32 protein-coding genes are annotated in these 24,866 nt (G+C 67.0%); 1 reads left to right on the top strand and 31 read right to left on the bottom strand.

Annotated elements, in window-relative coordinates; genetic code table 11:
• Window positions 1-31: 31 nt before the first annotated feature.
• From Q9R47_RS10285 to Q9R47_RS10235, 11 genes are all read right to left on the bottom strand, one after another.
• On the bottom strand, window positions 32-439 hold the full coding sequence (locus tag Q9R47_RS10285) for a hypothetical protein (RefSeq protein WP_311233116.1): 408 nt from the start codon (window positions 437-439) through the stop codon (window positions 32-34).
• Window positions 439-2,505 (bottom strand): hypothetical protein, encoded by a 2,067-nt coding sequence (locus Q9R47_RS10280; RefSeq protein WP_311233115.1) that lies wholly within the window; start codon window positions 2,503-2,505, stop codon window positions 439-441. Before Q9R47_RS10280 ends, Q9R47_RS10285 begins: the two co-directional genes overlap by 1 nt.
• 1 nt (window position 2,506) lies before the next feature.
• Window positions 2,507-3,556 carry a hypothetical protein gene (locus Q9R47_RS10275; RefSeq protein WP_311233114.1) on the bottom strand — a complete coding sequence of 350 codons (1,050 nt, stop codon included), beginning with the start codon at window positions 3,554-3,556 and terminating at the stop codon, window positions 2,507-2,509.
• An 18-nt stretch (window positions 3,557-3,574) separates the two neighbouring features.
• A complete protein-coding gene (locus tag Q9R47_RS10270; protein WP_311233113.1) occupies window positions 3,575-3,991 on the bottom strand; it encodes a hypothetical protein in 417 nt (138 codons plus the stop codon).
• Between the two features lie 71 nt (window positions 3,992-4,062).
• The gene (locus tag Q9R47_RS10265; RefSeq protein WP_311233112.1) at window positions 4,063-4,692 is read right to left on the bottom strand and encodes a DUF6682 family protein; all 630 of its coding nucleotides are present in this window, start codon (window positions 4,690-4,692) and stop codon (window positions 4,063-4,065) included.
• A complete protein-coding gene (locus Q9R47_RS10260; RefSeq protein WP_311233111.1) occupies window positions 4,683-5,303 on the bottom strand; it encodes a hypothetical protein in 621 nt (206 codons plus the stop codon). The genes Q9R47_RS10265 and Q9R47_RS10260 overlap by 10 nt, the downstream gene beginning before the upstream one ends.
• A gap of 6 nt (window positions 5,304-5,309) precedes the next feature.
• Window positions 5,310-5,714 carry a hypothetical protein gene (locus Q9R47_RS10255; protein WP_311233110.1) on the bottom strand — a complete coding sequence of 135 codons (405 nt, stop codon included), beginning with the start codon at window positions 5,712-5,714 and terminating at the stop codon, window positions 5,310-5,312.
• A gap of 75 nt (window positions 5,715-5,789) precedes the next feature.
• Window positions 5,790-6,248, bottom strand: coding sequence for a hypothetical protein (locus Q9R47_RS10250; RefSeq protein WP_311233109.1), 459 nt, complete (start codon window positions 6,246-6,248; stop codon window positions 5,790-5,792).
• A 35-nt stretch (window positions 6,249-6,283) separates the two neighbouring features.
• Window positions 6,284-7,399: a N4-gp56 family major capsid protein gene (locus Q9R47_RS10245; protein WP_311233108.1), complete on the bottom strand. Its 1,116-nt coding sequence runs from the start codon at window positions 7,397-7,399 to the stop codon at window positions 6,284-6,286.
• 52 nt (window positions 7,400-7,451) lie between these two features.
• Window positions 7,452-7,655, bottom strand: coding sequence for a hypothetical protein (locus Q9R47_RS10240; RefSeq protein WP_311233107.1), 204 nt, complete (start codon window positions 7,653-7,655; stop codon window positions 7,452-7,454).
• Entirely contained in the window at window positions 7,655-8,662 is a 1,008-nt protein-coding gene (locus tag Q9R47_RS10235) for a hypothetical protein (RefSeq protein ID WP_311233106.1), read from the bottom strand. Before Q9R47_RS10235 ends, Q9R47_RS10240 begins: the two co-directional genes overlap by 1 nt.
• Before the next feature lie 997 nt (window positions 8,663-9,659).
• Here Q9R47_RS10235 and Q9R47_RS10230 point away from each other — a divergent pair.
• The gene (locus tag Q9R47_RS10230; protein ID WP_311233105.1) at window positions 9,660-11,189 is read left to right on the top strand and encodes a sensor domain-containing diguanylate cyclase; all 1,530 of its coding nucleotides are present in this window, start codon (window positions 9,660-9,662) and stop codon (window positions 11,187-11,189) included.
• Window positions 11,190-11,310: 121 nt separating this feature from the next.
• Here the strand turns inward: Q9R47_RS10230 and Q9R47_RS10225 are convergent, their stop codons facing one another.
• From Q9R47_RS10225 to Q9R47_RS10130, 20 genes are all read right to left on the bottom strand, one after another.
• On the bottom strand, window positions 11,311-11,568 hold the full coding sequence (locus Q9R47_RS10225) for a hypothetical protein (protein WP_404977126.1): 258 nt from the start codon (window positions 11,566-11,568) through the stop codon (window positions 11,311-11,313).
• A gap of 47 nt (window positions 11,569-11,615) precedes the next feature.
• Window positions 11,616-11,981: a hypothetical protein gene (locus Q9R47_RS10220; RefSeq protein ID WP_311233104.1), complete on the bottom strand. Its 366-nt coding sequence runs from the start codon at window positions 11,979-11,981 to the stop codon at window positions 11,616-11,618.
• A complete protein-coding gene (locus Q9R47_RS10215; protein ID WP_311233103.1) occupies window positions 11,978-12,244 on the bottom strand; it encodes a hypothetical protein in 267 nt (88 codons plus the stop codon). Before Q9R47_RS10215 ends, Q9R47_RS10220 begins: the two co-directional genes overlap by 4 nt.
• Window positions 12,241-12,870, bottom strand: a complete 630-nt coding sequence (locus tag Q9R47_RS10210) for a glycoside hydrolase family protein (RefSeq protein WP_311233102.1) — start codon at window positions 12,868-12,870, stop codon at window positions 12,241-12,243. The genes Q9R47_RS10215 and Q9R47_RS10210 overlap by 4 nt, the downstream gene beginning before the upstream one ends.
• Complete coding sequence (locus tag Q9R47_RS10205) at window positions 12,870-13,205, bottom strand: hypothetical protein (protein WP_311233101.1); 336 nt, start codon at window positions 13,203-13,205, stop codon at window positions 12,870-12,872. The genes Q9R47_RS10210 and Q9R47_RS10205 overlap by 1 nt, the downstream gene beginning before the upstream one ends.
• Complete coding sequence (locus Q9R47_RS10200; RefSeq protein WP_311233100.1) at window positions 13,205-15,565, bottom strand: hypothetical protein; 2,361 nt, start codon at window positions 15,563-15,565, stop codon at window positions 13,205-13,207. Before Q9R47_RS10200 ends, Q9R47_RS10205 begins: the two co-directional genes overlap by 1 nt.
• Complete coding sequence (locus Q9R47_RS10195; protein WP_311233099.1) at window positions 15,552-15,974, bottom strand: hypothetical protein; 423 nt, start codon at window positions 15,972-15,974, stop codon at window positions 15,552-15,554. The genes Q9R47_RS10200 and Q9R47_RS10195 overlap by 14 nt, the downstream gene beginning before the upstream one ends.
• Window positions 15,975-16,005: 31 nt before the next feature.
• On the bottom strand, window positions 16,006-17,388 hold the full coding sequence (locus Q9R47_RS10190; RefSeq protein ID WP_311233098.1) for a PBSX family phage terminase large subunit: 1,383 nt from the start codon (window positions 17,386-17,388) through the stop codon (window positions 16,006-16,008).
• Window position 17,389: 1 nt separating this feature from the next.
• Entirely contained in the window at window positions 17,390-18,199 is an 810-nt protein-coding gene (locus Q9R47_RS10185) for a terminase small subunit (RefSeq protein WP_311233097.1), read from the bottom strand.
• Window positions 18,200-18,301: 102 nt separating this feature from the next.
• Complete coding sequence (locus Q9R47_RS10180; RefSeq protein ID WP_311233096.1) at window positions 18,302-18,712, bottom strand: hypothetical protein; 411 nt, start codon at window positions 18,710-18,712, stop codon at window positions 18,302-18,304.
• 26 nt (window positions 18,713-18,738) lie between these two features.
• The gene (locus Q9R47_RS10175) at window positions 18,739-19,332 is read right to left on the bottom strand and encodes a hypothetical protein (protein ID WP_311233095.1); all 594 of its coding nucleotides are present in this window, start codon (window positions 19,330-19,332) and stop codon (window positions 18,739-18,741) included.
• A 3-nt stretch (window positions 19,333-19,335) separates the two neighbouring features.
• Window positions 19,336-19,647 (bottom strand): hypothetical protein, encoded by a 312-nt coding sequence (locus tag Q9R47_RS10170; protein WP_311233094.1) that lies wholly within the window; start codon window positions 19,645-19,647, stop codon window positions 19,336-19,338.
• A gap of 5 nt (window positions 19,648-19,652) precedes the next feature.
• Window positions 19,653-20,078: a hypothetical protein gene (locus Q9R47_RS10165; RefSeq protein ID WP_311233093.1), complete on the bottom strand. Its 426-nt coding sequence runs from the start codon at window positions 20,076-20,078 to the stop codon at window positions 19,653-19,655.
• Between the two features lie 65 nt (window positions 20,079-20,143).
• Window positions 20,144-20,584, bottom strand: a complete 441-nt coding sequence (locus tag Q9R47_RS10160; protein ID WP_311233092.1) for a hypothetical protein — start codon at window positions 20,582-20,584, stop codon at window positions 20,144-20,146.
• On the bottom strand, window positions 20,578-21,717 hold the full coding sequence (locus tag Q9R47_RS10155) for a hypothetical protein (protein WP_311233091.1): 1,140 nt from the start codon (window positions 21,715-21,717) through the stop codon (window positions 20,578-20,580). The genes Q9R47_RS10160 and Q9R47_RS10155 overlap by 7 nt, the downstream gene beginning before the upstream one ends.
• On the bottom strand, window positions 21,714-22,511 hold the full coding sequence (locus Q9R47_RS10150) for a hypothetical protein (RefSeq protein WP_311233090.1): 798 nt from the start codon (window positions 22,509-22,511) through the stop codon (window positions 21,714-21,716). Before Q9R47_RS10150 ends, Q9R47_RS10155 begins: the two co-directional genes overlap by 4 nt.
• A complete protein-coding gene (locus Q9R47_RS10145) occupies window positions 22,504-23,502 on the bottom strand; it encodes a hypothetical protein (RefSeq protein WP_311233089.1) in 999 nt (332 codons plus the stop codon). Before Q9R47_RS10145 ends, Q9R47_RS10150 begins: the two co-directional genes overlap by 8 nt.
• The gene (locus tag Q9R47_RS10140; RefSeq protein WP_311233088.1) at window positions 23,499-24,209 is read right to left on the bottom strand and encodes a phage antirepressor KilAC domain-containing protein; all 711 of its coding nucleotides are present in this window, start codon (window positions 24,207-24,209) and stop codon (window positions 23,499-23,501) included. Before Q9R47_RS10140 ends, Q9R47_RS10145 begins: the two co-directional genes overlap by 4 nt.
• A complete protein-coding gene (locus Q9R47_RS10135) occupies window positions 24,206-24,517 on the bottom strand; it encodes a hypothetical protein (protein WP_311233087.1) in 312 nt (103 codons plus the stop codon). The genes Q9R47_RS10140 and Q9R47_RS10135 overlap by 4 nt, the downstream gene beginning before the upstream one ends.
• Entirely contained in the window at window positions 24,514-24,819 is a 306-nt protein-coding gene (locus Q9R47_RS10130) for a YdaS family helix-turn-helix protein (RefSeq protein ID WP_311233086.1), read from the bottom strand. Before Q9R47_RS10130 ends, Q9R47_RS10135 begins: the two co-directional genes overlap by 4 nt.
• Window positions 24,820-24,866 lie beyond the last annotated feature (47 nt).

Raw genomic sequence — 24,866 nt, 5'->3', positions numbered from 1 at the left:
ATCTGGCAGGCTTGGCACGCGCGGCGTTAGGTCATAGAGCAGCCGCCCGGATGAACAGCGAATCCAGCCCCGCATCATCCAGCCCTATTGCCGGACCCAGGTGCTGCACCAATGTCGAAGCGCGCTCAACGGTGGCGCGAAACTGCCAATCGATTTTGGCCAGTGACCGCTGAGGCTCCGGCATCGCATCGATGGCGGCGTTGACCGCGACCAGCAAGCCCGCCTCGAGTAACGCGTGGCGTGCTTGGGCCATGGACACGCTCGCCGGCACGCGAGTTCGCGGCGGAACGTATGGGGCCGGCACTCCGCCAGCCTCGCACCATGCATCGAACGCTTGGCGCATCTTGTTGTCAGGATCAGCCGGGACTGACCACATGGCGCCATCGTCATCGGTGTAAAGCACCGCTTTGGTGGCAGTAAGGGCGTAAGGCGTCGTCATTAATAAATGTCCGCGTCGGCAACAAATCCGACGTTAGTCGCGGTCGAGAAGAAGTAGGCATCTCCAGCGGCTACGGCGTTGGCAAACAAGGTTACGTGTGACTTACTGACAGAGCTAGGAGCGGGCTGACCACAGTTCCCGGTGACCCATGCGCCCACCATGGAAACCGATGGTGCTGCTCTCATCTCGACGGGCCACGGCATACTGAAATAGATGGCTGATCCCCCGCCGGGCGCCCCCCGCGCGGGGAACGCCGCACCTGCGCCCGACCCCATAAACTGGTTGCGGTAGCGCTGACACAGTGCCAGCTCCTGCGCATGGGGACGTGGCACATACCGGCTGCGCCCAGGTGCAGACATGCACATGGCAGTGACCCGCACCGTGGCCGGTGAAGCACTGCCGATGTTGCTGATTGCATTGCCTGCCAAGAAATTTCCAGACAACCATGCACCGGTCGTTGCAGTTCGGTACGTTGCTGCAGCCTGGATCGTCACCCCCACGCGCAGCCCGGTCCCATTGGTCGAATTCCATGTCCCACTCGTAGGCGCGGGGACACTGACGGTGAAGCGCTCTACACCGCTACCCGTGTGAACAAGAGGAAATACGAACGACTGTGTGAAATCGTAGTTGCGTAGGCTCAGGAAGTAGGTCCCAGCCGCAGCCGTGTCGAGGGTAATCCCAATTTCGATTGGGCGACCTTGTGCAGTTCCCCAGCGGTAGCGTGCAGTCGAATAGCCTTCCAAAGCTGTCTCGAAAACCAGCAAGTCCCCATTTCCGAGAGCGCCGGTCGCTGCAGTAATGGCAATCTGCGCGGCTTTTCCTGTCCCCTCGACGCCGTTCTGCTCGACAACAGAAACCACAACGGTTCCGCCGCCAGTGCGGAATGCTGTAAATCTGTCGATGAACCGCAAGTAGGTTCCACTGGCCAAGGTTTGGGCGCCAATTGCAAACTGATCAATTTCAAAGCCACCGTTGATAATCTCGTTTGCACTCGTCGCTGCGTTGTCCAGCGCAGTCTGCAGGCCCGCAATAGTGGCGATTGCCTGTGTCCCGGTATGGGTTGCCCGGTCCCGGAGTTGCGCATCGGCGGCGTTCGCCGTGGCGCCGTAGCCCACGCCGTCCAGCTTGGTCTTGTCGTCGGCCGAAAGAAAGCCAGCCGCGCCTGTGCTGGCCACTGCATGCGCGCCACCGCCGGCCCCAATGTGCGCAGAGATCTGGCCCTGCAGCTTGCCCAGCGCCACCAGCACCGAATCGGCCGCTGCGATGACGGTGGCGGCGGCCGTGCTCAGGCCCGTCAGGACAGAGGCGCGCACGTCCGCCCCGAAGTCCCTCCACGTCTTGTCCCCGCGCCAGTACTGGCCGCCCGCACCCGCGGCGATCACGGGCTCCTTCACATCGAGGCTCGCCTGCAGGTCCGTCACGGTGCTGATCGCCTGCATACCGGTATGCGTGCTGCGGTCGCGCAGCTGGGAGTCCGGCGCGTTCTTGGTGGCTTGCTCCGCGACCCCGGCGAGCTTGGCCACATCGGCGTTCGTGTAGTCGTTGGCGCTCAGGCCCTTGCCAGCCACCTTCTCCACCCTGCCCTCCATCTGGGCGACGGTGGCCATGGGCTGGGCGAACCCCGGATTCGGGTAGCTGCCCGAGAGCACGCCGCCCGCGGCGCCGGTGGGCGTGCGCGAATCGGACATGCGCGGGTCGGTGGTCTGGGCGTACTGACTGATGCCGCCGGCCGTCAGCCGCAGTTCCACCAGGTCGCCGGCCACGTAGGCCTTCGGCGCGGTGCCCTCCTGCCCCCGCAGCACGGTCAGCCGGCACTCGCCCACCACAGAGTTATCCACCCCGGTGACGCGCAGGATCTCGTAGTCCGATTCCAGGGTGCCGGCGCGCTTGAAGGCCGTGAGCACATACCAGCTGCCGGCCGGCGGGTTGATGAGCGTTCCGGCCGCGCCATCGGACACGCGCAGCACACCGTAGTCGAGTTCGCCCGCCGGGTTGGCGCTGGCCGGCGCGGACTTGACGGACGCGATGAACTGCGTGGTGAAGTTGTTGAGGTAGAGCTGGGGCATGTCACTGCTCCTTGATGGGTACGACCAGCTCCACCTCCTTGACGCGGCCATCGCTCGTGGTCGCCGTCACGGTGATCTGGTACTTGGTGCCGCTCTTGCCGCCCGCGTACACCCATACCTTCACACGCTGGGCGTTGATCGCGTAGCTGGGCGGCATCGGCATGGCGGGCGCCACCTTGAGGGCCACGGTCACGATCTCGTCGCCGGGCGGAAACCAGCCGTCGAATTCGATGTCGTAGTCCTGCACGTCGGCGGGCTGTTGCGGGGGGCTGGCTCTGAACATGCTGGTGCCCTGGTCGGTCACATGGAAGGTGGTCATGGCGGGCGGCACGGAGAACGTGCGCGAATCGGGTGCTGGCTCATCGAACGGCAACTGCTTGAACACGGCCGGGTCGATCGCAATGACCGCCCTCCCCCGCGTCGCCAGCGGTGCGCGAGCTGCGACGTGACCACGAGGTGTGACGCTGGCCGCGGCGCGCAGCAGCACGCCCAGCCGCGCGGAGGTCCGCGTGCGCGTCACGATGAAGGCCTGGGCCTTGGCATTGAGGGGCGATCGAACTTGGCGCCGGGCGTACACCGTGCCGTCCGCCGTGATGCCCGCGGCAGGCTGGGCGCGAACCGGGCCGCGGCGCTCCAGGTATGTGGACTGCGACAGCTTCGCGCGGGCCGCCACCGAAGCCGCTCCGCGCGCCAGGACATGCGCACGGAGCCCAATGCTCGCGTGCGCTTTCGCTGCCACCACTGACCGCACGGGCGGCAGCGTCACCTTGATGACCGCGCGGCCGCTCGCGGCGATCAGGCCGTGGACCTCCGCGTGGCCGAGCGCCCCCAGGACCGCTGCCCGCGCCATCGCATCGGCGCGGATGTGCGCCTCGACCCGGCCCAGGTGCCCTGCCAAGCTGGCGGCGGGCTCGCTCTGGATGCGCGCATAGGCGAGCACCCGCCCGCCGGAGCGGATGCGGGCATAGCCGCGCGCGTCAACGCGGACGCGAACAACCTGGTCCCCTGCGGGACCGTTGATCGCGAACCCGTTGAACTTGCCTCGATTCACGCAGCCGCCCCGCCGTGGTTACAGCAGCTGCAGGGCGAAATCGCCCGCGAGCGCCTGGCTGTCCACCACGAACACGTCGTTGATCTGCAGCGTGCGCGGAGCCGGCAGCGCCTCCGAATACATGAGCGTTGCGGTGGGATCGTTGAGGGAGTCACCCTCCACGATGCCGATGTGCGTGACCGTCGTCTGGGCACCGGTCACGGGCGGGAACGCAGCACGCACGGCGTTGTAGGTGGCGCCGTTCACCGGAGCGGCGAACGCGCCAGTGGGCACGCGGCGATACCACGCCGCATTCACTTCGGTGCCCGCGGTGAACGCGTCGGTGGGATCGCTCGTGAAGAGCGCGAAATACGGCGTGCGAATCGCCGGGAACGCCTGCTGCCGCAGCGTGGCGCTGATGATCGCGTTGGCGAGGGAGTTGGAGAAACCGGCCATGGAGGCCTCCTGTGGTTTCGAGCACTCCAGCGCCCCGGTTGCAGAAATTTCCCGCCAGGATGGCAGGCTTGTCACATGGTCGGCGCCACCTCGTTGGAAGCCTTGACCTGCACACCGAGCGCGCCCTGGAACAGTTCAAGGTGCGCGGCGGCCAGCGCCTGGTTGCCGGCGAACTCACCGTCCACGGACCAGGCCCGGAAGAGCATGAAGTGGCGCAGCGCATCGAGCCAGCGGGCCGGCACCCACGGCGATGCGCTCTCGTCCGCCAGATCCACGGCGGCGGGGGCCACCACCGCGCGCACCTTCACGCCCGCGCGGGCCGGCGGGTACACCAGGTACTCCCGCGGCGTGCGCATGTCGTGCATGAAGTGCTGCACTTCCAGCGCGGGCGTCTGCGAGCGCCAGGCGCCGGCCACGGCGTCCAGCGTCCACAGTGCGGTCTTCGTGATGCGGCGCTGCGCGGTGTTGGCGTTGTTGGTGATGTCGATGAGGGTCAGCACGTCGGCCGGCAGCTCCTGCCGCCAGCCGGCGGCCAGCACCAGCTCGCGGTCCTGCGCCAGCTGGTCGGGCCGGTACTCGGCGAACGCGCGCTGGGCCGCATTGAAGAAGTCGAGCAGGTCCGCCCGCGTCCAGCGGACGTTCCCCTTGTCCTGCAGCTCGCGTGCCACGTCGTCCAGCAGCTGCTTCACGTTCAGAGCCATTGCGCCCTCCCCCGCGGCGTGCTCGACGTGTGCGACCGCCACACGTCGGTAGTGGCGTCATCGATCGCGGCGTTGAACAGCGCCAGCGCCACGGCGGCTTGGTCGGGCCGGTAGTAGTCGGTGCCCGCGGTGGCCAGCAGCTCCGCCTTCGCGCCGTCGCGGATCGCCTCGTGGTAGAGCCGCGCCACGCTGTCGGGCACGCTGGTGCCGCGTGTGGACGGGATGAGCGATGCCCGCACCTGTACGGTGCCGCCCGCCCCGAGCGCGCCCACCGCGAAGGAGGCCAGGTCGGAGGTCACGAGGTAGGCGCAGCCCCCCCGCGCATGCCGCCAGGGGTCGGCCGGCAGGCTACCCTCCTTCGCCACCTCCAGGGGCTTGCCGTCAAGCGTGGCCGCCTCGATGCGCCGCAGCTCGGCGCCTTGGGGCAGCTCGAACGAGTATTCGGCGAAGGGCGCGCCCGTCACCTCCACCGGCTCCAGCCATTCCTGCCACGCGCGCGTCTTGCGCAGGAACTGGCGGGCGGCCCGGTTGACGCACAGGTAGATGAGCGGCACGGGCGCCGTGGGAGCAGCCAGCACCAGCTCGGGCATCCAGTTGTCCCACGATGCCATGGCGCGTCAGCCCTTCACCACGTCGGACTTGCTGGCGCGGCGCACGCGGCCCGTGGGCGGGGTGTTGCCTTCCAGCGGCAGCCCGGTACCGGCGTCCGCCAGGTCGCTGCCCGCATCGTCGTCTTCGTCGGTGCCGCCGCCGAAGGTCGGCGAGAAGGTGCCGGCGTTCCCCTTCGAGCCATCCCGTGCGGCCAGGCGCGCAGCGCGCTGCGCGGCACGCTTCTGGAATTCGTGCTCGGCCTCGAAGTCTTCCTCCGTCAGGAAGCCATTCGCCTGCAATTCGTCCGCGTGGTCTTCGTCTTCGACCTCGGCCGACAGCGGCATGCCGCGGAAGGTGTAGACGGCGCCGTCAGCGAGGCGGGCGATCAATTCGCCGGTCTTGCGCGCGGGCAGCATGGTGAAGAGTTTCATCTTGTTCTCCGTGATTCAAAAAGCCCCGCCGGGAGAGAACCCAGGCGGGGAGGAAAGCCCTTGCGGGCCAGCACATCAGGCGTTGGCGTACACCAGATCGACGGCGAAGAGGCCGGCGGGGGTGCCGGTGCCGGGGGCAGTGATCTTCAGGAGCACGCGGCGGTCGTAGTCCTTGGGCGCCACCTTGGCGAAGGCGGAAGGCGCGAGCTGCACGTAGCCGCCGGCCGCGCCGGTGTTGTTGTCCACCACCCAGGCCGCGCCGCCGTCCTCGGCGGCCGTGCTGAAGTCCGTGCCGGCGGCGTTCGCGATGCCGATGGACGCGGTGAAGCCGGCGCCGAGCGCAGTGGGCACGCGGACGTACAGGTGCGCCGGAAGAGTGCCGGCCGGCAGCACGCCGATGACGCCCACCGTGCCGGCCACATGGTCGGCCGCGACGAGCTGTTGACCGCAGCGGCACACGACCTGCTCCGGGCCGCCGGGGGTGATGGGGTTCTGATAGCCCGCCAGCTGCGGGCTCTTGTTTGCGAAAGGCATTTCGACTCCTTCGATAGTGATGGTGCGGCTTGGGCTCAGCGCGGCGCGCAGGCCGTTTCGACGGCGAACACGCCCTGGTCGTGGGTCACGCCTTCCCAGTCGAACGTCGTCTTTTTGACCCCGAAGATCGAGCTGGTCGTGATGACCACCTGGTTCCCGTTGTCGCGGGTTTCCTCGTGCCAGCCGTAGCGCATGCCGGTGCCGGGCGACCCGAACGCCATCACGCCGGCTTGCGAGCCCATGAAGAGAGCGCGCGCCGTGGCCACGTTGCCAGCTGCGCCGTGGGTGCTGTGGCGGATGACGTTGCGGTGCGAGTGCAGCACCACGTTGCGGTGCATGCCCAGTGCGTTCCGCACCAGGGGGGACTTCATGCCGGTGGCCGCGGCGAGCGCCTTCTGGATCTCCAGCCAGCCGGAGGCGCCCAGTTCGTTGCGCATGTCGTCTTCCTGCCAGACGTGCATGACCATCACGAACACGTCTTCACCGTCCACGGAGCACGGCTGCATCACCGGGATGTTGGTCGCGCCGCCGCCCTGCGTATCAGCGCGGGTGCGAGCGTCGCCCACCAGCTTCAGCGCCATCTTGTCGGTGGCGTCGATGTTGCCGGTGCTGGTCGCGTCGCCGCCGAACAGCTGGTGGTTCACAGTGGGCGGCGTCAGCGGGTTGTTCGCCCGGCCGGTGTAGCCGAACGGCAGGATGAAGTTCTCGTTCACGCCGCGGCTTCCGCTCAGGTACGTGAACGTCAGTTCGTCCTGGAAGCGGCCCCACCAGCTGGCCTGCTGCGCCTTGGCGCGGGTGCGCAGGTCGTGCAGCGTGCGCTTGCGCGACATGCGGCCACCCGTGTTCACACCGCCGCGGGCCTGGTCGATGTACAGCTGGTCCGTGTAGAACTTCTGCGCTTCTTCCTTGCCTTCCAGCACGCTGTCGCCCTCGACCGGCGCCATGCGCAGTTCGGTCAGCAGGTCATAGGTCACGAGGTCGCCGGCCTCGGATTCCAGGTCCGTCAGGATCTGGATGGGGGTCTTCGCGCCCTGGCCCACCGCGGCGAAGCGGCGGCCGAAATAGGACTGCTGAGAAACATCGAGCGCCAAGTCGCCCGAGAAGCGCTTGACGGCACGCGGGCTGTTCACGCCCGTGCTGGTTTTGCCCATGGAATGCTCCTAGAGAGGATGCGAGCACTCCAGCGCCCCGGTTGAAAAAACTTCAGGCCTTCACGATGGCAGGCTTGGTACGGGCCGGCACCTTCTTGAAGGAGATTTCCGGCGCCGCGCACACCACCATGCGCGCGGTCTGGCCGGACTTCTCCACCATCTGGATCACCACGCCCGGCAGCTCGAGAACGTCCCCGGTACGCAGCTCCAGGTGGACGCGGCGCACGGTGTCTTGTGAGGTGTTGGCGGCGGTCATCACACCCTCAGGTAGCGTTCGCGTTGCTCGAGCGAGAGGCGGATCAGCGCGCGCTCGTATTCCAGGCCGGTCAGCTTGTCGAGTTCCGAGAACTCGTCGCCGACGGGATCGGCGTCACCGCCGCCGCCGGGCAGGTCGGCCAGATTCGTCACCACAGCGCTTGCGTCGGGCTTTCGCGTCGCGGGGGCGGCTGCCGCCGGCTTCGCAGTAGCAATGCCGTGCAGCGCGACCACGCGGCGGTGGCCTTCCTCGAGGAACCAGCGGTGCGGCTTTGCGGCGTTCTCCGGAGCGGCGGCCAAGGCCTTCACGAACACGTCCAGGTCGGCCGCCTTCGCCTGGTCCTTCGCGTAGTCCACCAGGCCCAGTTCCGGCTTCGTGGCGGCGTCGGCGACGAACGTGTTGATAGCCGACACCCAGGCACCGGCCTCGGCCTGGTCCTGCATCTCACTCGCGACCTGGGCGCGGGTCTTGGCTTCGCGCAGGTCCGCGCGCTGCTCCTGCAGCTCGTCCAGCTTGGCGTGGTATTCGGAGGCGTCCACCTCCCCGTCATCGAACTTCTTCCGCAGGTCGGTCAGCGCGACCTTGTTGGCGGCCACCTGTTCCTCGTAGTCCGCCGGCAGCTCGGCCTTGTAGGCGGGATGCGGTGCGGGTGCGGGTGCGGGTGCGGGTGCGGGCGCGGCCCGGTCGCCGCGGGCTGCTGCGGCATCCTCGGCGGGCGCAGGCGCTGCAGCAGGCGCGGGTGCATCCACCGCCGCGGCTGCAGGAGCGGGCGCAGGCGAAGGGGCTGCGGCCTGCGCAGGCGAAGGTGCCGGGGCGGGCGCGGCAGTGCTTGCCTTTTCGCCGTCGTCCTCACCCCCGTCGTCATCCTTGTCGTCCAGGTCGCCGCGGCCGATCTCGCGCATCGCCGCCGCGTTGTCCTCCTCGGGGTTGTAATCGTCGTCTTCCATCGCCGCGCGCTCGGCGTCGGAGAGCAGGCGCAGGCGATCGTCGTCCTTGTCCATTGTCATTTGGTGTGCTGCTGTGGTTGTTGAGCAGTAGACGATGGCAGGCTTGGTACGGGGTGTTCGGCTGCCTTGGATGTGCGATGCAGGAACGCGTGACAATACGAAAGGGTCAACTGAACCTGGCTCCAGCTGCGCATCCGTTCCTAATAAACCGGTATAGTACTGTCCCGTTAATCTACTTGGCAGCACTTCATGCCCCTCGAATGTCTTACTCGATTGATTGGCTCGGGCTTACCCGCTCAGGTTCAAGTACTGGAAGACATTGACAAAGTCCGAATTTTAGTGGCTGCTGGGCTTGCGACAGCTGATCTGCCAAAGCCTGGGGAAGAGCAGGAAGGTGCCATTCTCACAGGAGTGACAGCGGAAGGTAGAGCGGCCTTGGTGCGTGCGAACATGGCTCCGCCATCGCTTCCTTAGGGTCCTGACGAGCGCTTGTCGGTAGTGCAGCGCGCGACCCGAATCGCCAAGCCAGAGCGGTCAGTCTGGCGAAATTCGTATCTCTGGCCCGCCTCGCACGGCTCAGTGCGCGCAGAATAAACGGCAATTTCGGCGGTTCTTCCGTCGTGATCCAAGATGTCGCAGTGGATCGTTTCGACGGTAGGTTCTTCATCGAGTGAGCATGTAAAGCCGACCGCTGGCCAGCGCTTAAAATCAGTCGGGATTCAATGGTTGAGATGTGAGCGTGTGGAAGCATCGGGCAGGTCGATATAGACCACACAGTTGCATCGCTTTTTTTAAAGCCCTATCAGGTTCGCGAGTTAATAGAATTGATCGTACCAAAACATGCACACGGGCCCGCTGTTCCCAAAAATTGGGCATCGAAACAACCAAAAGTCGGGGGATTTCCACCCCCCGGAACTTGGAACATCGGTATGACGGCCTCGGGGACGTGCTAAAAGCCGGCATCGTTCGGTAGTACCGTCACTCTATGGACTTGTCAAAAAAATCTCAGTCGGCCACGAGGCTCCCGAAAGTAGGGCGGCCGCTTCTGGTGACGGGCGTGCTCCTCGCGCTGATGACGGCTGTTTTAGTTGGGACGAACTTGTGGCTGGCTGTGCGAGCCTATGATGCGGAGTGGTCGCAGGTGACTTCTACTTCGAAGAATCTGGGTCACTCAGTAGCAACTCAACTGGACAGTATCTTCAATGAGGCAGAACGAGTTCTTGGAACCATGGGCTACATGGCGGAAAGCGCCGAGTTCAGCCAACAGGCTCTGGACGCGCTGCAGCCAGTGATGGTCAATTACGTCAGCCGCAACGACTATTTCAACGGATTGTTTGTTTATGGAGCGGACGGCAGCTGGCTCGTCCATACGCAGTCGGCGCAAGGACCCATCTCGAATAATTCTGATCGTGAATACTTCCAGGTCCACCGTAGCAGTCGCAGCGAGCGGATCCTCATCGGCAGACCCATAACCAGCCGATCCACCGGGGAGTGGGTCATCCCGGTGTCAAGACGACTCAACGATGCAAACGGGGAGTTCGCAGGAGTGGCTCTGGCCACGGTCAAAGTGACCTCGATCTTAAAACTGCTCAACAGCTTCGACGTAGGCGCCAAAGGGGCCATCTCCCTTAGTCTGATCGATGGCACGATCGTGGTGCGGCGCCCATTCTCGGTGGACGACCTCGGCCGCCGGGTGAGCGATAACCCTTTGCTACGGCTGGTTGCGAATGCCCGCAGCGGTTCATTGTTGTTGGCGTCGCCAATCGATGCCGTCGAGCGCCTTGTCGTTTTCGAACATCTGGCGGACAGCCCGCTCTTTGTGACTGTCGCCGTTGCGAAAGAGGAGGTATTGCAGCAGTGGCGCCGTAGTACTGAAGTGCAGTTTCTGTGCGTCACGCTGCTCATCGCAGTGATAGGCTCTGCAGGATGGTACGTCGTGCACGCCTTGACGCTTCGCCGTGCAAGTGACCATGCTTTGGCTCAGGCCCATGTCCAGCTCATGCAAGCAAATGAACAGTTGGCTCACATGGCCGACCATGACGCACTCACGGAGCTGCCGAATCGTCGGGCGTTTGATCGCAGACTTCTCGAATTCATGGGGCATTGCAAGCGACACAACCGTCCCGTCACCCTGCTGATGTTCGACGTCGATTTCTTTAAACAGTACAACGACGAGTACGGACACCCTGCCGGCGATGAATGCCTGCGCATCGTTGGTGCGGCTCTAAGGGCGGCTATGCGACGACCAGGAGACTTCGTTGCCCGGTATGGCGGCGAAGAGTTCGCGGCGGTACTGCTCGAGACGGACACGCCTGGCGCCGCGCTCGTGGCCTCAGCTGCGCGGTCGCAGGTACTCCAACTCCAGTTGCGGCATGCCAAGGGAATCGACGGCGTCGTGACAGTCTCATGCGGCTTGGCGTCTACCAGCTGCAAATCAGGAGGCGAAACCCCGGCCGACTTACTGAAGCGCGCAGACGCCGCCTTGTACGCTGCGAAGCAAGGCGGGCGCAACAGGGTGGAGGCTGCGCCGGATGTGCAGGACGTGGAACTACAGCACTCGTCGGGCGCTTCTCGGGAGAGCCTGTGACGGTATGAGCAATTACTTGTTGGCGATGAGCATGAGAAGGAGTTCCACCCCAGCCTTCCCGCAGCAGCCGCACGCTGATTTTGGGCCTTCCGGCGCGGCGAGCCTGCTTGACCGCCTCCTGTCATGATGGAACCGGGGAGCGGCACGCTTCCAGTGCCGCGAGCAGCTGCCCCTCGTAGCCCTCGCGGCGCGAGATTTCGGCCATCGCCGCGCGCGTGAAGTCATCGACCGTGGCGCCGAGCTGGAGCGAATCGGTGGGCATCACCGGCCGGGCGGGCACGGGCTCCTGGCACTCGACCGGCACCGCCACGTTCACGCGCTGCACGACTACGCGCGTAGGCGCCGTTGTGCAGCCGGCCAGCAGCGCGCCCGCCACCAGAAGGAGAGGAATTTGCGAAATTGCGCAACTTGAGCGTTTCAGCAAGTTCACGGCCTCGCCCTCCCCTGCAGCCAGGTGTCTACCCGATGCTGCGCGCTGGCGCAGGCATCGCCGAGCACGGCCGGAGGCGCGGCCAGGATGGCGTCGGCGTCCCGGTTGTGGTCGGATGCACGATCAGCCGCCGCGCGCCGGGCGGGCGCTGCCGTCTCCGCGCGTTTGCCCGCGAGAGCCCGCAGCTCGTCCACCGAGGAGCTGCAGGCCTGGGCCGCGCCGCGCACGCCCGCCAGCTCCTGGCCCTTCGCGGACACCGCCGCGCGCGCCTCGGTCGCATCGTCGCGCTCGCCCAGGTACGCCCATCCGAGCAGCCCATTGGCTGCCAGACTGACCAGCAGGATGATCTGCAGGGGCGTCATGGCATGGCCTCGCAGTCCTTGCTGTCGCGATACCCACCCTGAGCCGAGGCGAAGCACGCCCGGCGCTCTCCATCGGCCCGGGCGCCCTGCTGCCCGCACCGCTCGAGCACGGCGCCCGCGTCGATGTACCAGGCCGGCGCCATGTCCGCCTCGCTGCTGGCCACCTGCAGCAGCCTGCATGCCTGCTGCGCCGGGCCCGTGGGCACGATCGTGCAGCCGGAAAGCGCCAGGGCGGCGCACACAGCGATGGAAATGCTCTTCATTGCGTCAACCTCCATTCACGGCAGATCTCGTCGTTGGAATCGCCGCGGATCTGCAGCCCGGGCAGCACGGTGGACACGCCGCGCACGGTGCCGCGGTTCCAGCGAGGGTTCTCACGGCATGCGCCCACCAGATCGCCTGCGTTGGCCTTCCGCCGCATGGTGCTGGCCTCCAGCGCCTGCGGCCCCTTGTTCCACACGAAGTCCACAAACGTCGCCTGAATGAACGGGTCGTAAGCGGCCCAGTACCGCAGCAGCCGCGCCGCGTCGCGCTCGGCCTGGATGTACCGGGCCCGCTCCAACTGGTAGCAGTCGGCGGGCGTGTAGTAGCGCCACGCGTCCACCTCCGGGCCGGTGACGCCGTTGCACACCGTGAGGGGCTGCCCGCGGCCGGCGCGGTCGATGTAGGGCGTGCCGATGTGCCGGCTGCTGGACTCGTAGTGGGAGCCCATCACCATGGCGATCTTGACGGCCGGCGACGTGCCGGGGTCTGCAGCAACGGCCTGCACGTACTGGTCGCGCTGCGCGGTTTCGGTTGCCTGCTGCGCGACGTAGGTGCCACCGCCGAGGCCGGCCAGCAGCACTAGGGCCGCCAGCTTCTGTGCGAGTTGTGGTGGGATGCGGGACATCACAGCGGCGCCCGATCCGTGTCCTGCTGCTCCTGCAGGTCATCCAGCGTGATGATGTAGCGCTTCCGGGGCTTGACCCACCGGCGGCGCTCGGCGAGCGGTCGCAGGAGCTTCTTCCACAACCACTCCCCGATGAGGAGGGCGGTGTAGGCCGCAGCCATGATGGACGCGATAGTGCCCCACGGGATGGCGTTGACCGCCCCCCAGGCATTGGCGTTGGGGTGCCCCGTGGCGGCTGCGGCGATCTGGTCCACCACGTCCGCCTTCGCCGCCGCGGCCACGCCGATCGCGCTGATGCCTTTGGTGATCGGCATGCTGATGTCTGCTCGTTCCATCACTGTGTCGCCTCTTCATTCGTGGGTATGGGTGCCTGCTGCTCGTACTGGGCCAGGCGGTCGCCCATTGCCGTGAGGCGTTCCTTGCTCGCGGCCTGGATCTCTGCCACCCGTTCGCGCGAGTCGGCTTCGATGCGCGCGACCTGCAGGCGCACGTCCCCGTCCGCCTTGATCTGCAGCGTCTTGTTGGCCAGATCGGCCTGGGTCTTGGCGAGCTGGCGGCGCACGTTGTCCAGCTCCATGTCCGCATCGCGGCGCACGGTGGCGGCCACGCCCTCAAGCTGCTGGGCCTGCGCCGCCTCTCCGCCGGAGCGCAGCTGCTCGGCCTCGGCTTCCAGCTTCTCGGCGCGGGCGTTGATCTCGCGCACCTTCGCCAGCTGCTCGTCCAGCGCCGCGCGCGCGGCCGCCTGCTGCATCTGCAGGGCCTCGGCCTGGGCCTGCATCTGCTGCTGCATCTGCTGCTGCTCCTCCGGCGTGAGGGGCTTGTTCGGATCGCGCTCGCCGGTCAGCTTGCGCATCTCGTCCGCCATCTGCTCGTGGTTGGGCAGGTCGCTGTAGTCCATGGCCATGGTCATCAGCCGCATGGCCGTGGTCGGGTCCATGCGGCCGGCGAGCCCCAGCATGGAATTGAACATCTCCTGCCGCAGCGTGCCGGCATAGTCCTGCTCGGACACCACGAAATCCGCGATGCTGGCGGTGATGTCGTTGAGGTAACGGATCGAGCCGTCCGGCTGCTGCTCGGGCGTGTTGACCTTGACCCACTCCAGCTGCCCCTTGTGCCCGGACAGGCGGATCACCTTTTCTTCCGTGTACCACTGCTCCACGAGGGAGAGCATCTTTTCGCCATGCACCTGCGTCGAGAAGCGCAGGTTGTCGAAGGGCTGCGTGGTCACGACGGAGCCCTGCGTCTGGCGGGCCTTGATGGCCTCGCCGCTGCTGGCATTGGTCTGCCGGCCGAGGTTTTCATTGCTGATGCCGGCGTTCCGCTGGATCGCCTGTGCGTCGAGGGTCATCATCTGCACCTGGCCGGTGGCCATCTCGCTGTCGCGGTGGACCTCGAATTTCTTCCCGGCCTTGTAGATGACGGTACCGTCAGGCTGGTTCACTTCCTCGCGGGCTTCCGCGATGTCGTCCACCGCACCCTTCTCGGCGAAGATCTGATTGGTGTTCAGCAGGAAGAGCGCCTTAGAGGCGCGCTTGTTCATGTCCATCTGCAGGTCGCGCACGCGGCGCACCACCCCGTAGGGCATGCGGTCCCGACCGCGCCGGTAGCACCAGATGGGCGTGAGGCTGAAGCTGTTGTGCCGCATGGGCATCGGGCCCAGCGCCAAGAGGTGGCCTTCCGTAAACACCGCGACGTGCATGCGCATCACCACGCGATCCACGATGGAACCGCCGAACGCCGACACGGCCGCCATGAGCGCGCTATCCCAGCCCTCCACCACGGAGCCCTTGAACGGGCCGCTGGTGACCACGCGCGTCTGCGCCGGCATCCGGAACTGGCATTCGATCAGGCGCACGCGCCGCCGCGGCTCGCTGTCCACCGTGCTGTGGCCGCCGGACGCGTACCCGCCCGCGGCCTCCCCGCTGCGGCTGGAATGGCCCTGGTAATAGAACTCGTCTTGCTCCCACTGCTGGGCGCTCCACTCGCGGTCCTGCTGGACGGCCCGGCGCACGACATCGGCACGCTCAGGGTACATGGCCGCCGCCACGTCCTCATCCACCCACCTGGTGCGGAAGATGTACCGGCCGTCGCTCAGGTCCGGCTCGATGGACATGCTGTCCCACAGGACGTTGCGCCAGTCCTCGTACTTGTCGTAGATGATGTCCTTGGTCGGGTCGTTGCGCACGCCGCAATCCAGCCAGCCCACCCCGACCTTCACGGCATCCTCGAAAGCCCGCGACCGCGCGAAGGTGCTGCGGTTCACGTCCTGGACGTATTTCATGACCTTCGTTTTCACGTCGGCCAGCTGCACCGCGTCTTCCGTCCGCGGCAGGATGGTCCAGTCCACGCGCGCACGGCGCTCGGTGCCGATCAGCCAGTCCACCATGGGCGCGATCTCGTTGAAGACCAGCGGCATCTGGCCGCGGTCTTCCAGCACCGCGGCGTCGGCCGGGTCCCATTGCTCGCCGTCGTACATGTCCGCGTCGATCGCCATGTCCAGCCGATTCGCGGCCTGGATGTCGCGCTCGCGGTAGTACCATCCAAGGCATTTGCGCAGCGTGTCTCGCGCGGCCGGCCCGTCGAGCTTGTGGCGCGGGGCGGCGTCCGCGTCTTGGTCGAACTGCAGCGGCACATCGTTCAGGATGCGCTCGCCGACACCAGCCCGGCGGTTGAAGCGGATATCAAGCGCGGACATACTCCGCCCCCTGGTCCCCGACCGTCACAGCCTCGGCCGCGATCTCCCGCCCATCGAGCTTCGCCACCAGCGTGCCGATTTCGCGGCCCGCCCTCTCCCAACTTGGCTCGCTGGGCATCTTGATCAGGTCGGGCAGCCCCTCGTGGATGATGGTCGCCACGCGCACCCAGTTGGGACGGGACGGCTCGATGCCGAGAACGCCGCATGCCACCCGGCACTGCTTCGCCAGGTAGGCCGGGTTGTCGTAGCGGTAGGCGGCGCTGTCCAGCACCACGTACCAGGGAGCCCCCGGGCGCAGGTGCGGGATCAGGACCAGGGCGCGCTCACCGTTGATCCAGGTGTAGATCGCCATCAGGTCGCCGTGCTGGCGGTGCAGGTGCGCTTTGCGCAGGTCGATACATGCAGGCATGGCCGGCAAGATGGCAGGCTTGGTACGGAAATCACCGTGCCATTCCGCTGCCGCGGCGCTTCACCTGGGACGAGTTCTGGCGCATCACGCTGTTGTCCATCCGCGGCAACGCCATGCCGATGTACCGCCACACGTCCGCGCCGTGGGAGAACTCATCGTGCAGCGGCGCGCCGGGCTCCTGCGTGCGGGGATCGATCTGCCGGCGGTACTTGCTCAGGCACTCCAGCAGCCGCGCGCCCTTCGAGGTGTCGATGTAAGCCTGGCTGAAGATGCCGCGGGCGATGCGGATGCCAGCCTCCAACCCGAACCGGTCCAGCACCTCCACCTCCCGGTTCAGGTCCTCGAGGATCTGCTGGGCCGTCTGCCCCGTCTTGAAGTCGCCGTGTGAGCCGTCGTGCGGCAGGAAGTCCGTGCCCCAACGGTAGGGCAGCTTCTCCATCTCCTCCACGTAGGACTCGAGCGTGCGCTGGTTGTCCTGGATGAAGTTGATGACGCGGAAGTCCACGGCCGTGCGCTGGATGAACGCGATGGCCATGTTGTCGGCCCAGCCCAGATCCCAAACGGTGTGCACGGGCAGCTTCGGGTCGTAGGGCACGCGGCACACGCGGTCGTCGTTGTAGAGCCGTTCCACCTCTTTCGCGTAGATCGCGCCGGCCAACGTGCGCTTGGGACGCCCCTCCCAGACGTTCCAGTAGGTGTCCGGGTCGCGCTTGAAGTGGCGGACCCGCTCCTTCTCGAGCACGGCCGGGAACCAGGGGTTGTCCCGCCAGTTGATCTCGCAGAGCCAGGTGTCTTCGTCCGAGTTGGTGATGAAGCGGGAATAGGTCGGGTCGCTGGCCAGGTCGGGATTCAGCGTCAGCCAGATCTCGGAGCCGGGCCGCCGGATGGTCGGCACCAGCACTTCCCAGGACCGGGCGCTGACGGACTGCGCCTCTTCCACCCACACGATGTCGATGGCCTCGAAGGACTTGATGGAGTCCACCGTGTGGGCCTGCAGCCCCGCGAACAGGATCAGCGTGCCGTTCGCGCCGCGGATCTCCGTGTCCAGCACCTCGTAGAAGCCGCCCAGGCCCAGCGTTGCGATCTGGTCGGAAAGCAGCCGGTGCACCGAGTCCCGCATGGACTTCTGGACCTCCCGCGCGCACAGGATGCGCAGCGGCCGGTTGCTGCCCATGATGAGCAGCGCCATGGCCACGGACCAGGACTTCGCCCCGCCGCGGCCGCCGTACATCACCTTGAACCGCCGAGGCTGGAACAGGCCGCGCAGCTTGGCGGGTAGCTCGATGCGCACCCGCTCCCGCTCTACCTCGTAGTCATGAGCGAAGTCGGCCACGGCCGAGCCCGCCAGCACATCCGACAGGGATGACGCGAGGATGGTGGGCTGGGTGGTGCCGCGGATTGGGTTGAGACGCACATCAGCTCCCGCCGGCTGCTGGATCGTTCTCGCGGGGCGGCGGCTCCACGAAATGGATCTCGAAGTGACCCACGCCGCCGCCCTTCGCCCCTTGCTCGTTGTCGCGCTTGTAGAGGCCGTGGTAGCGCATCAGCTTCTCGGCCACATCGAGCTGGCTGTGCAGGCTGACCTCCAGCCCGTTGCGCGTCTCCTTCGCGCCGGCGAACAGGGCGAGCGCCCCGGGCGACATCTGGCGGGTGTCCTTCAGCACCGTGCGGGACTGCCCAGCGCCGAAGCACTCGGGGCATTCCTGATTCGGCGGCTTGCGTGCGTCGTACCCCACTCCGCCCTGCTCCGGGAAATCAGCCGCATCCTTCCGGTCGTTCAGCCACTTCTCCCGCTTGGCGTTGTATTCCGCCAGGGTGTACTGGTACTGATGGCCGATGCCGTAGCAGTGCCTGCAGCAGGCCACGAACACTTCCACCAGTTCGCGCGGGTCGGCCATCAGCATCTGGTTCAGGCGGCGCACCACGTCCTCGCCCTTCACCTCGGCGCGCTCGATCACCACGGCCTTCGCCTCCCGCACATACTCCTGGACCTTGGCATCTCTCAACAGGCGTGCACCTTGGGACGCAGCGGTGTTGGTGCTGTATCCGGCCGAGACGGCGGCCTGGGTGGCGTTGAAGCCGTTGGCGACGAACTCACGCGCGAAGAGCCGGTGCCGGTCCTCGGTGGTGATCTGGGCTTTCTTGGGCGCGGCCCCGGCCTTGGCGCTGCGCCTGGCGCTCTTGCCCTTGGCGAGCTTGGGCTTCTTGGGGGTCGGTTTGGTCATGTGCCGAAGCTGTCAGGCTTGGCACGGTCACAGGGGCGCAGGCAAAAAAAAAGCCCCGTCGTCCGGGAGGACAAGGGGCTGGGCGCAGGGGGGTGGATTGACCTAGAACGGAATGTCGTCCTCTGGAAGGAGTTGCCGCACCTGTTGGCCCTGCTCGGTGGCCATTTTCTCAAGCGCGACCAGACACGCCTGCCGGAGAGCTGCCACCCTCGGGCGAAGTTCGTACATCGCCACCCCTAAGGAAGGCGACAGCAGTTCGAAGATCAGTTGCTGGTGCTCGCGCACGCTCCACACCTCCACCAACCAGGCCATCCAGAAACAGGCCTGCCCGAGCTCTTCACGGCTGGGTATGGGGTGAGAGCGCAGGTCCACGCCATCGAGGTAGAAATCCACCAGCCCCTCGCTGTCCTGCCACAGTTCGGCTGCGGCATCATCGGTTTCCGGCTTGGCCGCCAGAAGGCGCTCTACCGCGCGGAGCGCCTCCGAATGGTCCGGCGAAGATCTCTTGGGCATGTTCTCCCTCCTTTGGAAGAGCAACTCTACCAAGGATTCAGCCCATCCCTCGCCCGGCCGCGTGCCGCGTTCGGCTGCCGCCTCCGACCCAACACCTGGGCCAACTGCCTGGCGATCTCTATTCCCAGTCGCTTTTCCAGCCAGCCCGCCGGCGAGTCGTGCAGAGCGTCCTCGGAAATGGCGTAGACCACCTCCCCACTGCCCAGCGTCACGCGCATGTGGATTCGGTATTCCGAGTCACGCAGGCCGGGGGGCCGGTGCTCAGCGTCAACCAGCAGCGTGCGCATGCGCTGGACCTTCAGCGCAACCTCTTCCCTGGCGACGTTCGCGGTGATGTCGTCCAAGGCCAGTCGCTGCTGTGGGCGCGGAAAGGCTTCGAAGTCCCCGCCGCGTGCGTAGGGGTGCCGGCCCGCATGCTTCGGCGGCAGGGCGATGGAAGCGCCCAGCAGCTCGCGCGCCTCGTCCAGCACATCCTCGAGGGCGTGCACCTCCTGCCGCATCGCCTGGGCGCGGCTGGCCTGGCTGCGCGCCGCGTCGAGGCGGGTTTCCGCCAACTGCTGCGCCGCCTGCAGCGCCTCGCGGGCCCGGCGGCGCTGGTTCCGGCCAAATCTCTGTGCCATTGCTCAATTTCCTTTCAGCTTGTAGCGCGCCACGGGCTTCCGCCCGGGCAGTTCGGCCGTCTCGGCCAGGATGAAACCCTGCCCTGTCAGGTACTGCAGAGCCCAGTCCACCTCTCCCTTGGAGCGGCCCAGGGCCAGCACTAGCTCGGGGTGGAAGAACCAGCGCAGGGGATGCAGGCGCAGGAACCGCAGCAGCACGTCCGTTCCGCTGCCCGGGCGGATCACGCCGGCCGGCCTGGGGTTGGCGTGCAGCGGGCGCGGTGGCTCCTGGCGGGCTCCAATCTGGGCCGCCAGCCAATCCATGGGGTCGTTCATCGTTATCAGGATGGAAGTTCTACGAAAGCAGGCACCGGCAAGGACTTCGGCCAGAGCCCCATCGCCCAAATCTGCCGCTGGGTGTCGGCGATCCAGACCCGTTCAATCTCGCGGCGCGCCAACTTCGTCAGCAAAGCCCCCTGGTCGAACAGCGCATGGCAGCCGCGCACGCCGGGCCGGTCAGCGCAGAGGGGGAAGCTCTCGAGGTCGCACACCTTGAGCGAGACGCCCTTGTCGGTGTTCGCGTGTGCGCACTGGCTCAGGCCCGGCACGCCACAGAACTTGCACGGCAGCTGCGCCACCAGGTGACGGTACGTGCGACTGCGCACGAAAACGCCTTTCAGCACCGCGGGCGCTGGCGAGCCACACGGCGCGTGCACCGCAGCCCGTGGCGTCACCTCCGCCATGGCGCGCGCCGCGCGGACAGCCAAGCGCTCCTCACGGTCACTCGGGCGGGGGGTAGGCGGTGCCGAGCGGCGGAAGCCAGACCTACGCATCACCGGCCTCCCTTGCGCAGATCGGCGGCGCGGCGGAAAGGCCAAGCGATCATGCCGGCGTCGCGGCTGTGCTCGTTCGACGGACCCGCCCAGCCGGTGATCCGAGCGAAGGCCTCAGCGTTCAGCTTGCCGCCCTTCCCCGCGGGGCTGATGCCGTGGGCAGGTATGCCCAGCTCGCCGCACACCTCGGTGATGAGGTTGCACCACGCGTCAACGGTGCCCACGTTGCGGGCCATCTTGGCGCTCGCCGCCGCGCTCTTCGCCCGCGTCCAGACGTGGCTCTGCAGCCGGGAATCCTCGAAGACTACCCGGGCCGGCATGCGGCCGCGGATGATCCGCTCAATGTGGTGCGGCGGGATCGTCTCCAGGTCCGTGAGCACGCCATCCACGTAGGTCGCCACACCGGTGTGCGCGCCGGGGTCCATCCCGAGGATCAGCATGCAGACCTCCCGCCCAGCCCCGCGAACGGGCTGGTCACCACATAGTCGCGATAGCTCCGGCCCGCGCGGGCGTCCTGCACCACCGATTTGGTCTTCCCGAGCTGGCGCGCCAGCTCGGCGCCCGTCAGGGGGCTGGTGCGGATCAGTTCCACCTGCTCGGGCGACAGCGATCCGACCTTGTGCCGGATGGCGGCAGAAACCCGTCGGCCGTGCGCTTCACCGCCGAAGCCGATGGCGGCGAACGCCTTGCGCATCGCCGCGCTGCGCGTGACCTGCTTGTGGTGCTCATGGTTGCAGCAGCCCGGCGTCTCGCAGGTCCTGGTGAGCGTGTGGCCCTTCTTGAGTTCCTTGCCATGCACGGCCGTCCACAGCACGATGTCCACGCGCTTCACGTTGCCGTCGTGGCGCGTCAGCGGATGGCCTTGCGGACTGCGCGCGCCGCTCCAGCGCAGGCAGTCTCCGCCCACGTCCTCGCAGCGCAGCAGGATGTCCTGCTCGATCTCCGCGGACGTGCGCACGTAGTCCGGCAGCACGTAGCGCCAGCTGCCGTCCACTCCGCGGATGTTGACCTTGCCCTCGCGGCGCAGCTGGTGCACGCGCTGCCGGGTGTAGACGCGGCCGCGCCCCGTCAGCTCCGCCAGATGCTCCAACCGCATGGGCTGGTGCTGGGCGATCAACGCGAGCAGGTCGCCGTCGTAGGGCTCGGGCCGCGAGCCCCCGGGGGCGATGTACCGGCCGAAGGGCACCCACTTCCGGAGGCCGTCGAACGCCGCGAGCTTGATCCGTTTCGCGCGTTCCATCCTGCGCAGCAGGAGCCCCATCGCCACCTCGGGGGACTTCGCCGCCTCGGCCAGCTCGCGGGTGCCCATTTCCCGCACGGTGATGGCCTTGAGGATCCGGGCAGGCTTCCAGGGGCAGCGCGCGATCAGCACGTTCACAGCAACCCATTCGGTGTCTTCCTGGGGCTTCGTGGCGACCGGTCGGGTGAGCAAGCCCTCGCGGGCCTCCTCCAGCACCATCGCCAGATGCTCGGCTGTCCAGCCGGTGGCAGCACGCAACGCGCTCTCACGAGCAGAGCCCCCAGCATCGCGCAGCGCCTCCAGCAACTGAGCCATGGTCTTCTTCATCGTCATGCATTTCCCTTCGAGGCCTGGGCGGCCAGATGCTCATCCACCATCCGCTGCGCAGCGGCCTTCAGCTTCCGCGTGCGTCGGCGGTCCTGCCACGCGCGCACGCGCTTCACGCGCCGGGCCCGCGAAAGCCCGCGGGTCACCAGCCGTTGAAGCCGCGGCAACTGGGACAGGGCCATGGCTTTTGCGGCGCTGTCGCCCGCAGCGGGTGCGGGCAGCGCACACAAACCGCGCGGCGCCGGCAGGGCCAACTGCTCGCGCACGTCGGCGGGCAGCGCCTCCAACCCACCGGGGAGGCGGCCGGCGGCGATGGCCTCCTGCACGGCCCGGGTGCGGCCCTCGGCGTCGTAGCCCAGGCTCACCTGCAGCTGCGGCCGCTTGCGCAGGGCCCGCGCCTCGCCGGTGATGCGGGCGTAGCCCTCCATGAACGCCTGCCGCGCTCCGAACTTGTCGCCCGCATCGAGCAGTGGCGCGGCCAGCCCCCATGCCTCCGCGATTTCGTTGTTCCACACCACGGTGCTGCGCTCGTCCTGGCTGGACATGGCCAGGGCGTAGGCCTCGGCGGGCAGCAGGCGGCCCAGCGCGTGGTCGGCGTACTGCAGCACCGTGCCGGTGAGGATCGGGCCCCTGTGCTCGGCCCGGATGCGGGCCAGGGCCATCTGCAGCACCGGCTTGGGCAGGTGAGCCAGATCGTCCATCAGCAGGCTCAGCGCGGCGGGCCGGATCTGCTGGCCCGCCAGCTCCATCGTGGCGCCCAGCTCCTCCGCGAGCCAGTCGCGTGCGTCGTCGTCAAGCATTGCAGCCCTCCCCGCTCTGGCCTGCGCGACGGGCGGCCCGCTCCCGCGACAAGCGTTTCGCCTCCTCGATGGCATCGAGGTTGCCCGCCGTGCGGTCTTCCTGCTGGGCCTGCACCCGCGTCATGCCGGTCCCCGTGCTGGCCTGGGTGTGCCACTTCTCCGCATCGGCCAGCAGCAGGCGAACGGGGTGCATCTGCTGCACCACGAACTGCTCGGCGACACGACGGACATAGTGCACCGCGACCCGCGGCGCCGCATCCGCGCCCACCCGGTCGATGAACTTGGCCATCTGCCCGGCCACCGACGCGTTCCACACCGGCCATGCGGCGTAGCGGACGAAGTAGGTGATCGCGTAGGCCATCCAGGCCTTGAAGGTCTTCGACTTCTCGAGGGGGTAACTCAGCTCGCCCGGGATCTCGTAGATCGTGCCGTTGGGTGCCGTGAAGCGGCGAGGTGCTGGGGGCTCCGCCGGGGCGTCAGCCCCTGCCGGAGAAGTATCTGCCGTAGTCTCTGAGGTAGTCTCTGAGGTAGTCTTTCTTATCTTAGATTGCGGGGTTACAGCAGTCCTGTTTGCGGGATTCCCGCAATCTGGCGTGCTGGATTCCGGCGTGCCAGATTGCGGGGCCTCTGCACTCTTGATTGCGGGATTCCCGCAATCTTGATTGCGGGCAGCTTCAGCGGTGAGCAGCTGGGCCTCCAGCTCCTGGAAGTTCACCCGGTAGAACAGCTTCGCGGGGATGCCGCGGCGCTCTTCCTCCATCGCGCCCAGCGCGATCAGGCGCTTGCGGGCCGTCTCCTGCTCGGCGCGCCTGAGCCCCGTTTCTTCCTCCCACTCCACCTGGGACTTGAAGAACCAGCCGTCCTCGTCTTCGCTGCGGCGAGCCCAGTAGACGGCCTGGGACAGCATGAGCGCCCCGGTCACGCCAATGCCCAGCCCCACGAAGGAGCGCTGGAACGCGATCGGGCGATCCAGATAGTTCGCCAGGTTCATGCCTGGGGCCCTCCTTGCGCCTTCCGCGCCTGATGCCGGCCCCAAAGCCCCGCAACCCACTCCACCCCCTTCGGCGTGAACTTCGTGACGTTGAAGGCGTGCTCGGTGGCCGTGGCCACGCCCGAACGCACGACGAAGCGGCCGGCATCAATGTGGCTCTGGTAGGCGGTCCACTCCCCGCCCAGGCGGTACATGACCTTCTCCTCCTGCAGGAACGCGCGGAACTCGTGTTCGTTGGCCCGCAGGAGCTTCGCGACCTGTCGGAAGCCCTTGGCGCCGTTGGCGGCCACGTACCGGTCGACGTACTCGACTTTCGGCGCGGCCTCCTCCAGCTGGGCCCTCTGCAGCTCGATCTGCTCCAACTGGTCAGCAGCCAGGCGCAGGGCCTGCGCCATGGTGCGCGGCAGCGCGGGGGCGGCCTGGGCCTCCAGCTCCTGCCAGCGGTCGACCACGAGGGCCGTAAACTCGGGCGACAGCCGGGCGATCAGCACCAGCGAGTCGCGCTTGCTCAGGCGGCACTCCATGTAGGTCTGCCCGTTCTGGGTGTTGGTCCAGGGGGTCTCCTGAATTTCAGGGCACACCCCCGACTCCCGCAGCGAGCGGCAGATGGGCATCACGTTGTCGTGGCGCCTCCCGGTCAGCTCGGCGATCTCGCGGCTGCTCATGGTGAGGGGTATAGGCCCCTGGGTTGCGAGGATCGCGCTCATTGCCCAAAGCCCTCGGATTCGGGGGCCCCGAACGGACCTATGAGCTTCGCCAGCGCGTCGATACGCTTCGAGTCATGGCTGATCTTCTCCACCAACATTTGCCGGTACGTCTTGCCGTGCACCAGCGCGTAGATGCAGTCGCGCAGCACCCCTGCGGTGTCCAGCCCGCGCGCAGCACAGTGCTGCAGCCACAGCTCGTGGGTCACTTCGTCGATCTTGGTCTTGGCGTCGCAGGTGAGCTTGCCGAGCGGCCCGGCAATGCCTCGGGCGAACATGGGGTCGTCGTGGTCTTCTGGGGTCGTGCTCATGCGTCCGCCGGTGTGGGTTTCAGGGATTGGCTGCTTTCCCTTGCGGCGACCGGGGCGGCCTGGTCGGCCAGTTCGGGCCAGATCAGGTGCCAGTCGTCGGGGCGGAGGTCTCGGCGCGTGACCGTCTTGGCGGCACGCTCGATGCGAAAGCAATACACCTCTGGGAAGATCCGCTTGCCGGACGTCCAGGGGAACACGTTGCGGCGGTCTGGGAAACCGAGGTGCCGCGCGACCGCGGCATGCCCCCCGATTTCTTCCGTCGCCTTGCGGTTTGCTGCCGCCCAGGTGGGTTCTTTAAGCATACCGTCAGTCTAAATTGATTAGACAGATACGTCAAACCTCTTTAGAC

Origin of the sequence: Acidovorax sp. PRC11, assembly GCF_031844105.1 — a bacterium.
Lineage (GTDB): Bacteria > Pseudomonadota > Gammaproteobacteria > Burkholderiales > Burkholderiaceae_C > Paracidovorax.
This window is presented reverse-complemented; position numbering and strand designations above follow the sequence as displayed.

What these genes read in the sequence shown, in the direction of transcription:
- Q9R47_RS10285 (WP_311233116.1), bottom strand. Translation starts at nt 439, where the DNA reads ATGACGACGCCTTACGCCCTTACTGCCACCAAAGCGGTGCTTTACACC.
- Q9R47_RS10280 (WP_311233115.1), bottom strand. Translation starts at nt 2,505, where the DNA reads ATGCCCCAGCTCTACCTCAACAACTTCACCACGCAGTTCATCGCGTCC.
- Q9R47_RS10270 (WP_311233113.1), bottom strand. Translation starts at nt 3,991, where the DNA reads ATGGCCGGTTTCTCCAACTCCCTCGCCAACGCGATCATCAGCGCCACG.
- Q9R47_RS10265 (WP_311233112.1), bottom strand. Translation starts at nt 4,692, where the DNA reads ATGGCTCTGAACGTGAAGCAGCTGCTGGACGACGTGGCACGCGAGCTG.
- Q9R47_RS10260 (WP_311233111.1), bottom strand. Translation starts at nt 5,303, where the DNA reads ATGGCATCGTGGGACAACTGGATGCCCGAGCTGGTGCTGGCTGCTCCC.
- Q9R47_RS10255 (WP_311233110.1), bottom strand. Translation starts at nt 5,714, where the DNA reads ATGAAACTCTTCACCATGCTGCCCGCGCGCAAGACCGGCGAATTGATC.
- Q9R47_RS10250 (WP_311233109.1), bottom strand. Translation starts at nt 6,248, where the DNA reads ATGCCTTTCGCAAACAAGAGCCCGCAGCTGGCGGGCTATCAGAACCCC.
- Q9R47_RS10245 (WP_311233108.1), bottom strand. Translation starts at nt 7,399, where the DNA reads ATGGGCAAAACCAGCACGGGCGTGAACAGCCCGCGTGCCGTCAAGCGC.
- Q9R47_RS10240 (WP_311233107.1), bottom strand. Translation starts at nt 7,655, where the DNA reads ATGACCGCCGCCAACACCTCACAAGACACCGTGCGCCGCGTCCACCTG.
- Q9R47_RS10235 (WP_311233106.1), bottom strand. Translation starts at nt 8,662, where the DNA reads ATGACAATGGACAAGGACGACGATCGCCTGCGCCTGCTCTCCGACGCC.
- Q9R47_RS10220 (WP_311233104.1), bottom strand. Translation starts at nt 11,981, where the DNA reads ATGACGCCCCTGCAGATCATCCTGCTGGTCAGTCTGGCAGCCAATGGG.
- Q9R47_RS10215 (WP_311233103.1), bottom strand. Translation starts at nt 12,244, where the DNA reads ATGAAGAGCATTTCCATCGCTGTGTGCGCCGCCCTGGCGCTTTCCGGC.
- Q9R47_RS10210 (WP_311233102.1), bottom strand. Translation starts at nt 12,870, where the DNA reads ATGTCCCGCATCCCACCACAACTCGCACAGAAGCTGGCGGCCCTAGTG.
- Q9R47_RS10205 (WP_311233101.1), bottom strand. Translation starts at nt 13,205, where the DNA reads ATGGAACGAGCAGACATCAGCATGCCGATCACCAAAGGCATCAGCGCG.
- Q9R47_RS10200 (WP_311233100.1), bottom strand. Translation starts at nt 15,565, where the DNA reads ATGTCCGCGCTTGATATCCGCTTCAACCGCCGGGCTGGTGTCGGCGAG.
- Q9R47_RS10195 (WP_311233099.1), bottom strand. Translation starts at nt 15,974, where the DNA reads ATGCCTGCATGTATCGACCTGCGCAAAGCGCACCTGCACCGCCAGCAC.
- Q9R47_RS10185 (WP_311233097.1), bottom strand. Translation starts at nt 18,199, where the DNA reads ATGACCAAACCGACCCCCAAGAAGCCCAAGCTCGCCAAGGGCAAGAGC.
- Q9R47_RS10180 (WP_311233096.1), bottom strand. Translation starts at nt 18,712, where the DNA reads ATGCCCAAGAGATCTTCGCCGGACCATTCGGAGGCGCTCCGCGCGGTA.
- Q9R47_RS10175 (WP_311233095.1), bottom strand. Translation starts at nt 19,332, where the DNA reads ATGGCACAGAGATTTGGCCGGAACCAGCGCCGCCGGGCCCGCGAGGCG.
- Q9R47_RS10170 (WP_311233094.1), bottom strand. Translation starts at nt 19,647, where the DNA reads ATGAACGACCCCATGGATTGGCTGGCGGCCCAGATTGGAGCCCGCCAG.
- Q9R47_RS10160 (WP_311233092.1), bottom strand. Translation starts at nt 20,584, where the DNA reads ATGCTGATCCTCGGGATGGACCCCGGCGCGCACACCGGTGTGGCGACC.
- Q9R47_RS10155 (WP_311233091.1), bottom strand. Translation starts at nt 21,717, where the DNA reads ATGACGATGAAGAAGACCATGGCTCAGTTGCTGGAGGCGCTGCGCGAT.
- Q9R47_RS10150 (WP_311233090.1), bottom strand. Translation starts at nt 22,511, where the DNA reads ATGCTTGACGACGACGCACGCGACTGGCTCGCGGAGGAGCTGGGCGCC.
- Q9R47_RS10145 (WP_311233089.1), bottom strand. Translation starts at nt 23,502, where the DNA reads ATGAACCTGGCGAACTATCTGGATCGCCCGATCGCGTTCCAGCGCTCC.
- Q9R47_RS10140 (WP_311233088.1), bottom strand. Translation starts at nt 24,209, where the DNA reads ATGAGCGCGATCCTCGCAACCCAGGGGCCTATACCCCTCACCATGAGC.
- Q9R47_RS10135 (WP_311233087.1), bottom strand. Translation starts at nt 24,517, where the DNA reads ATGAGCACGACCCCAGAAGACCACGACGACCCCATGTTCGCCCGAGGC.
- Q9R47_RS10130 (WP_311233086.1), bottom strand. Translation starts at nt 24,819, where the DNA reads ATGCTTAAAGAACCCACCTGGGCGGCAGCAAACCGCAAGGCGACGGAA.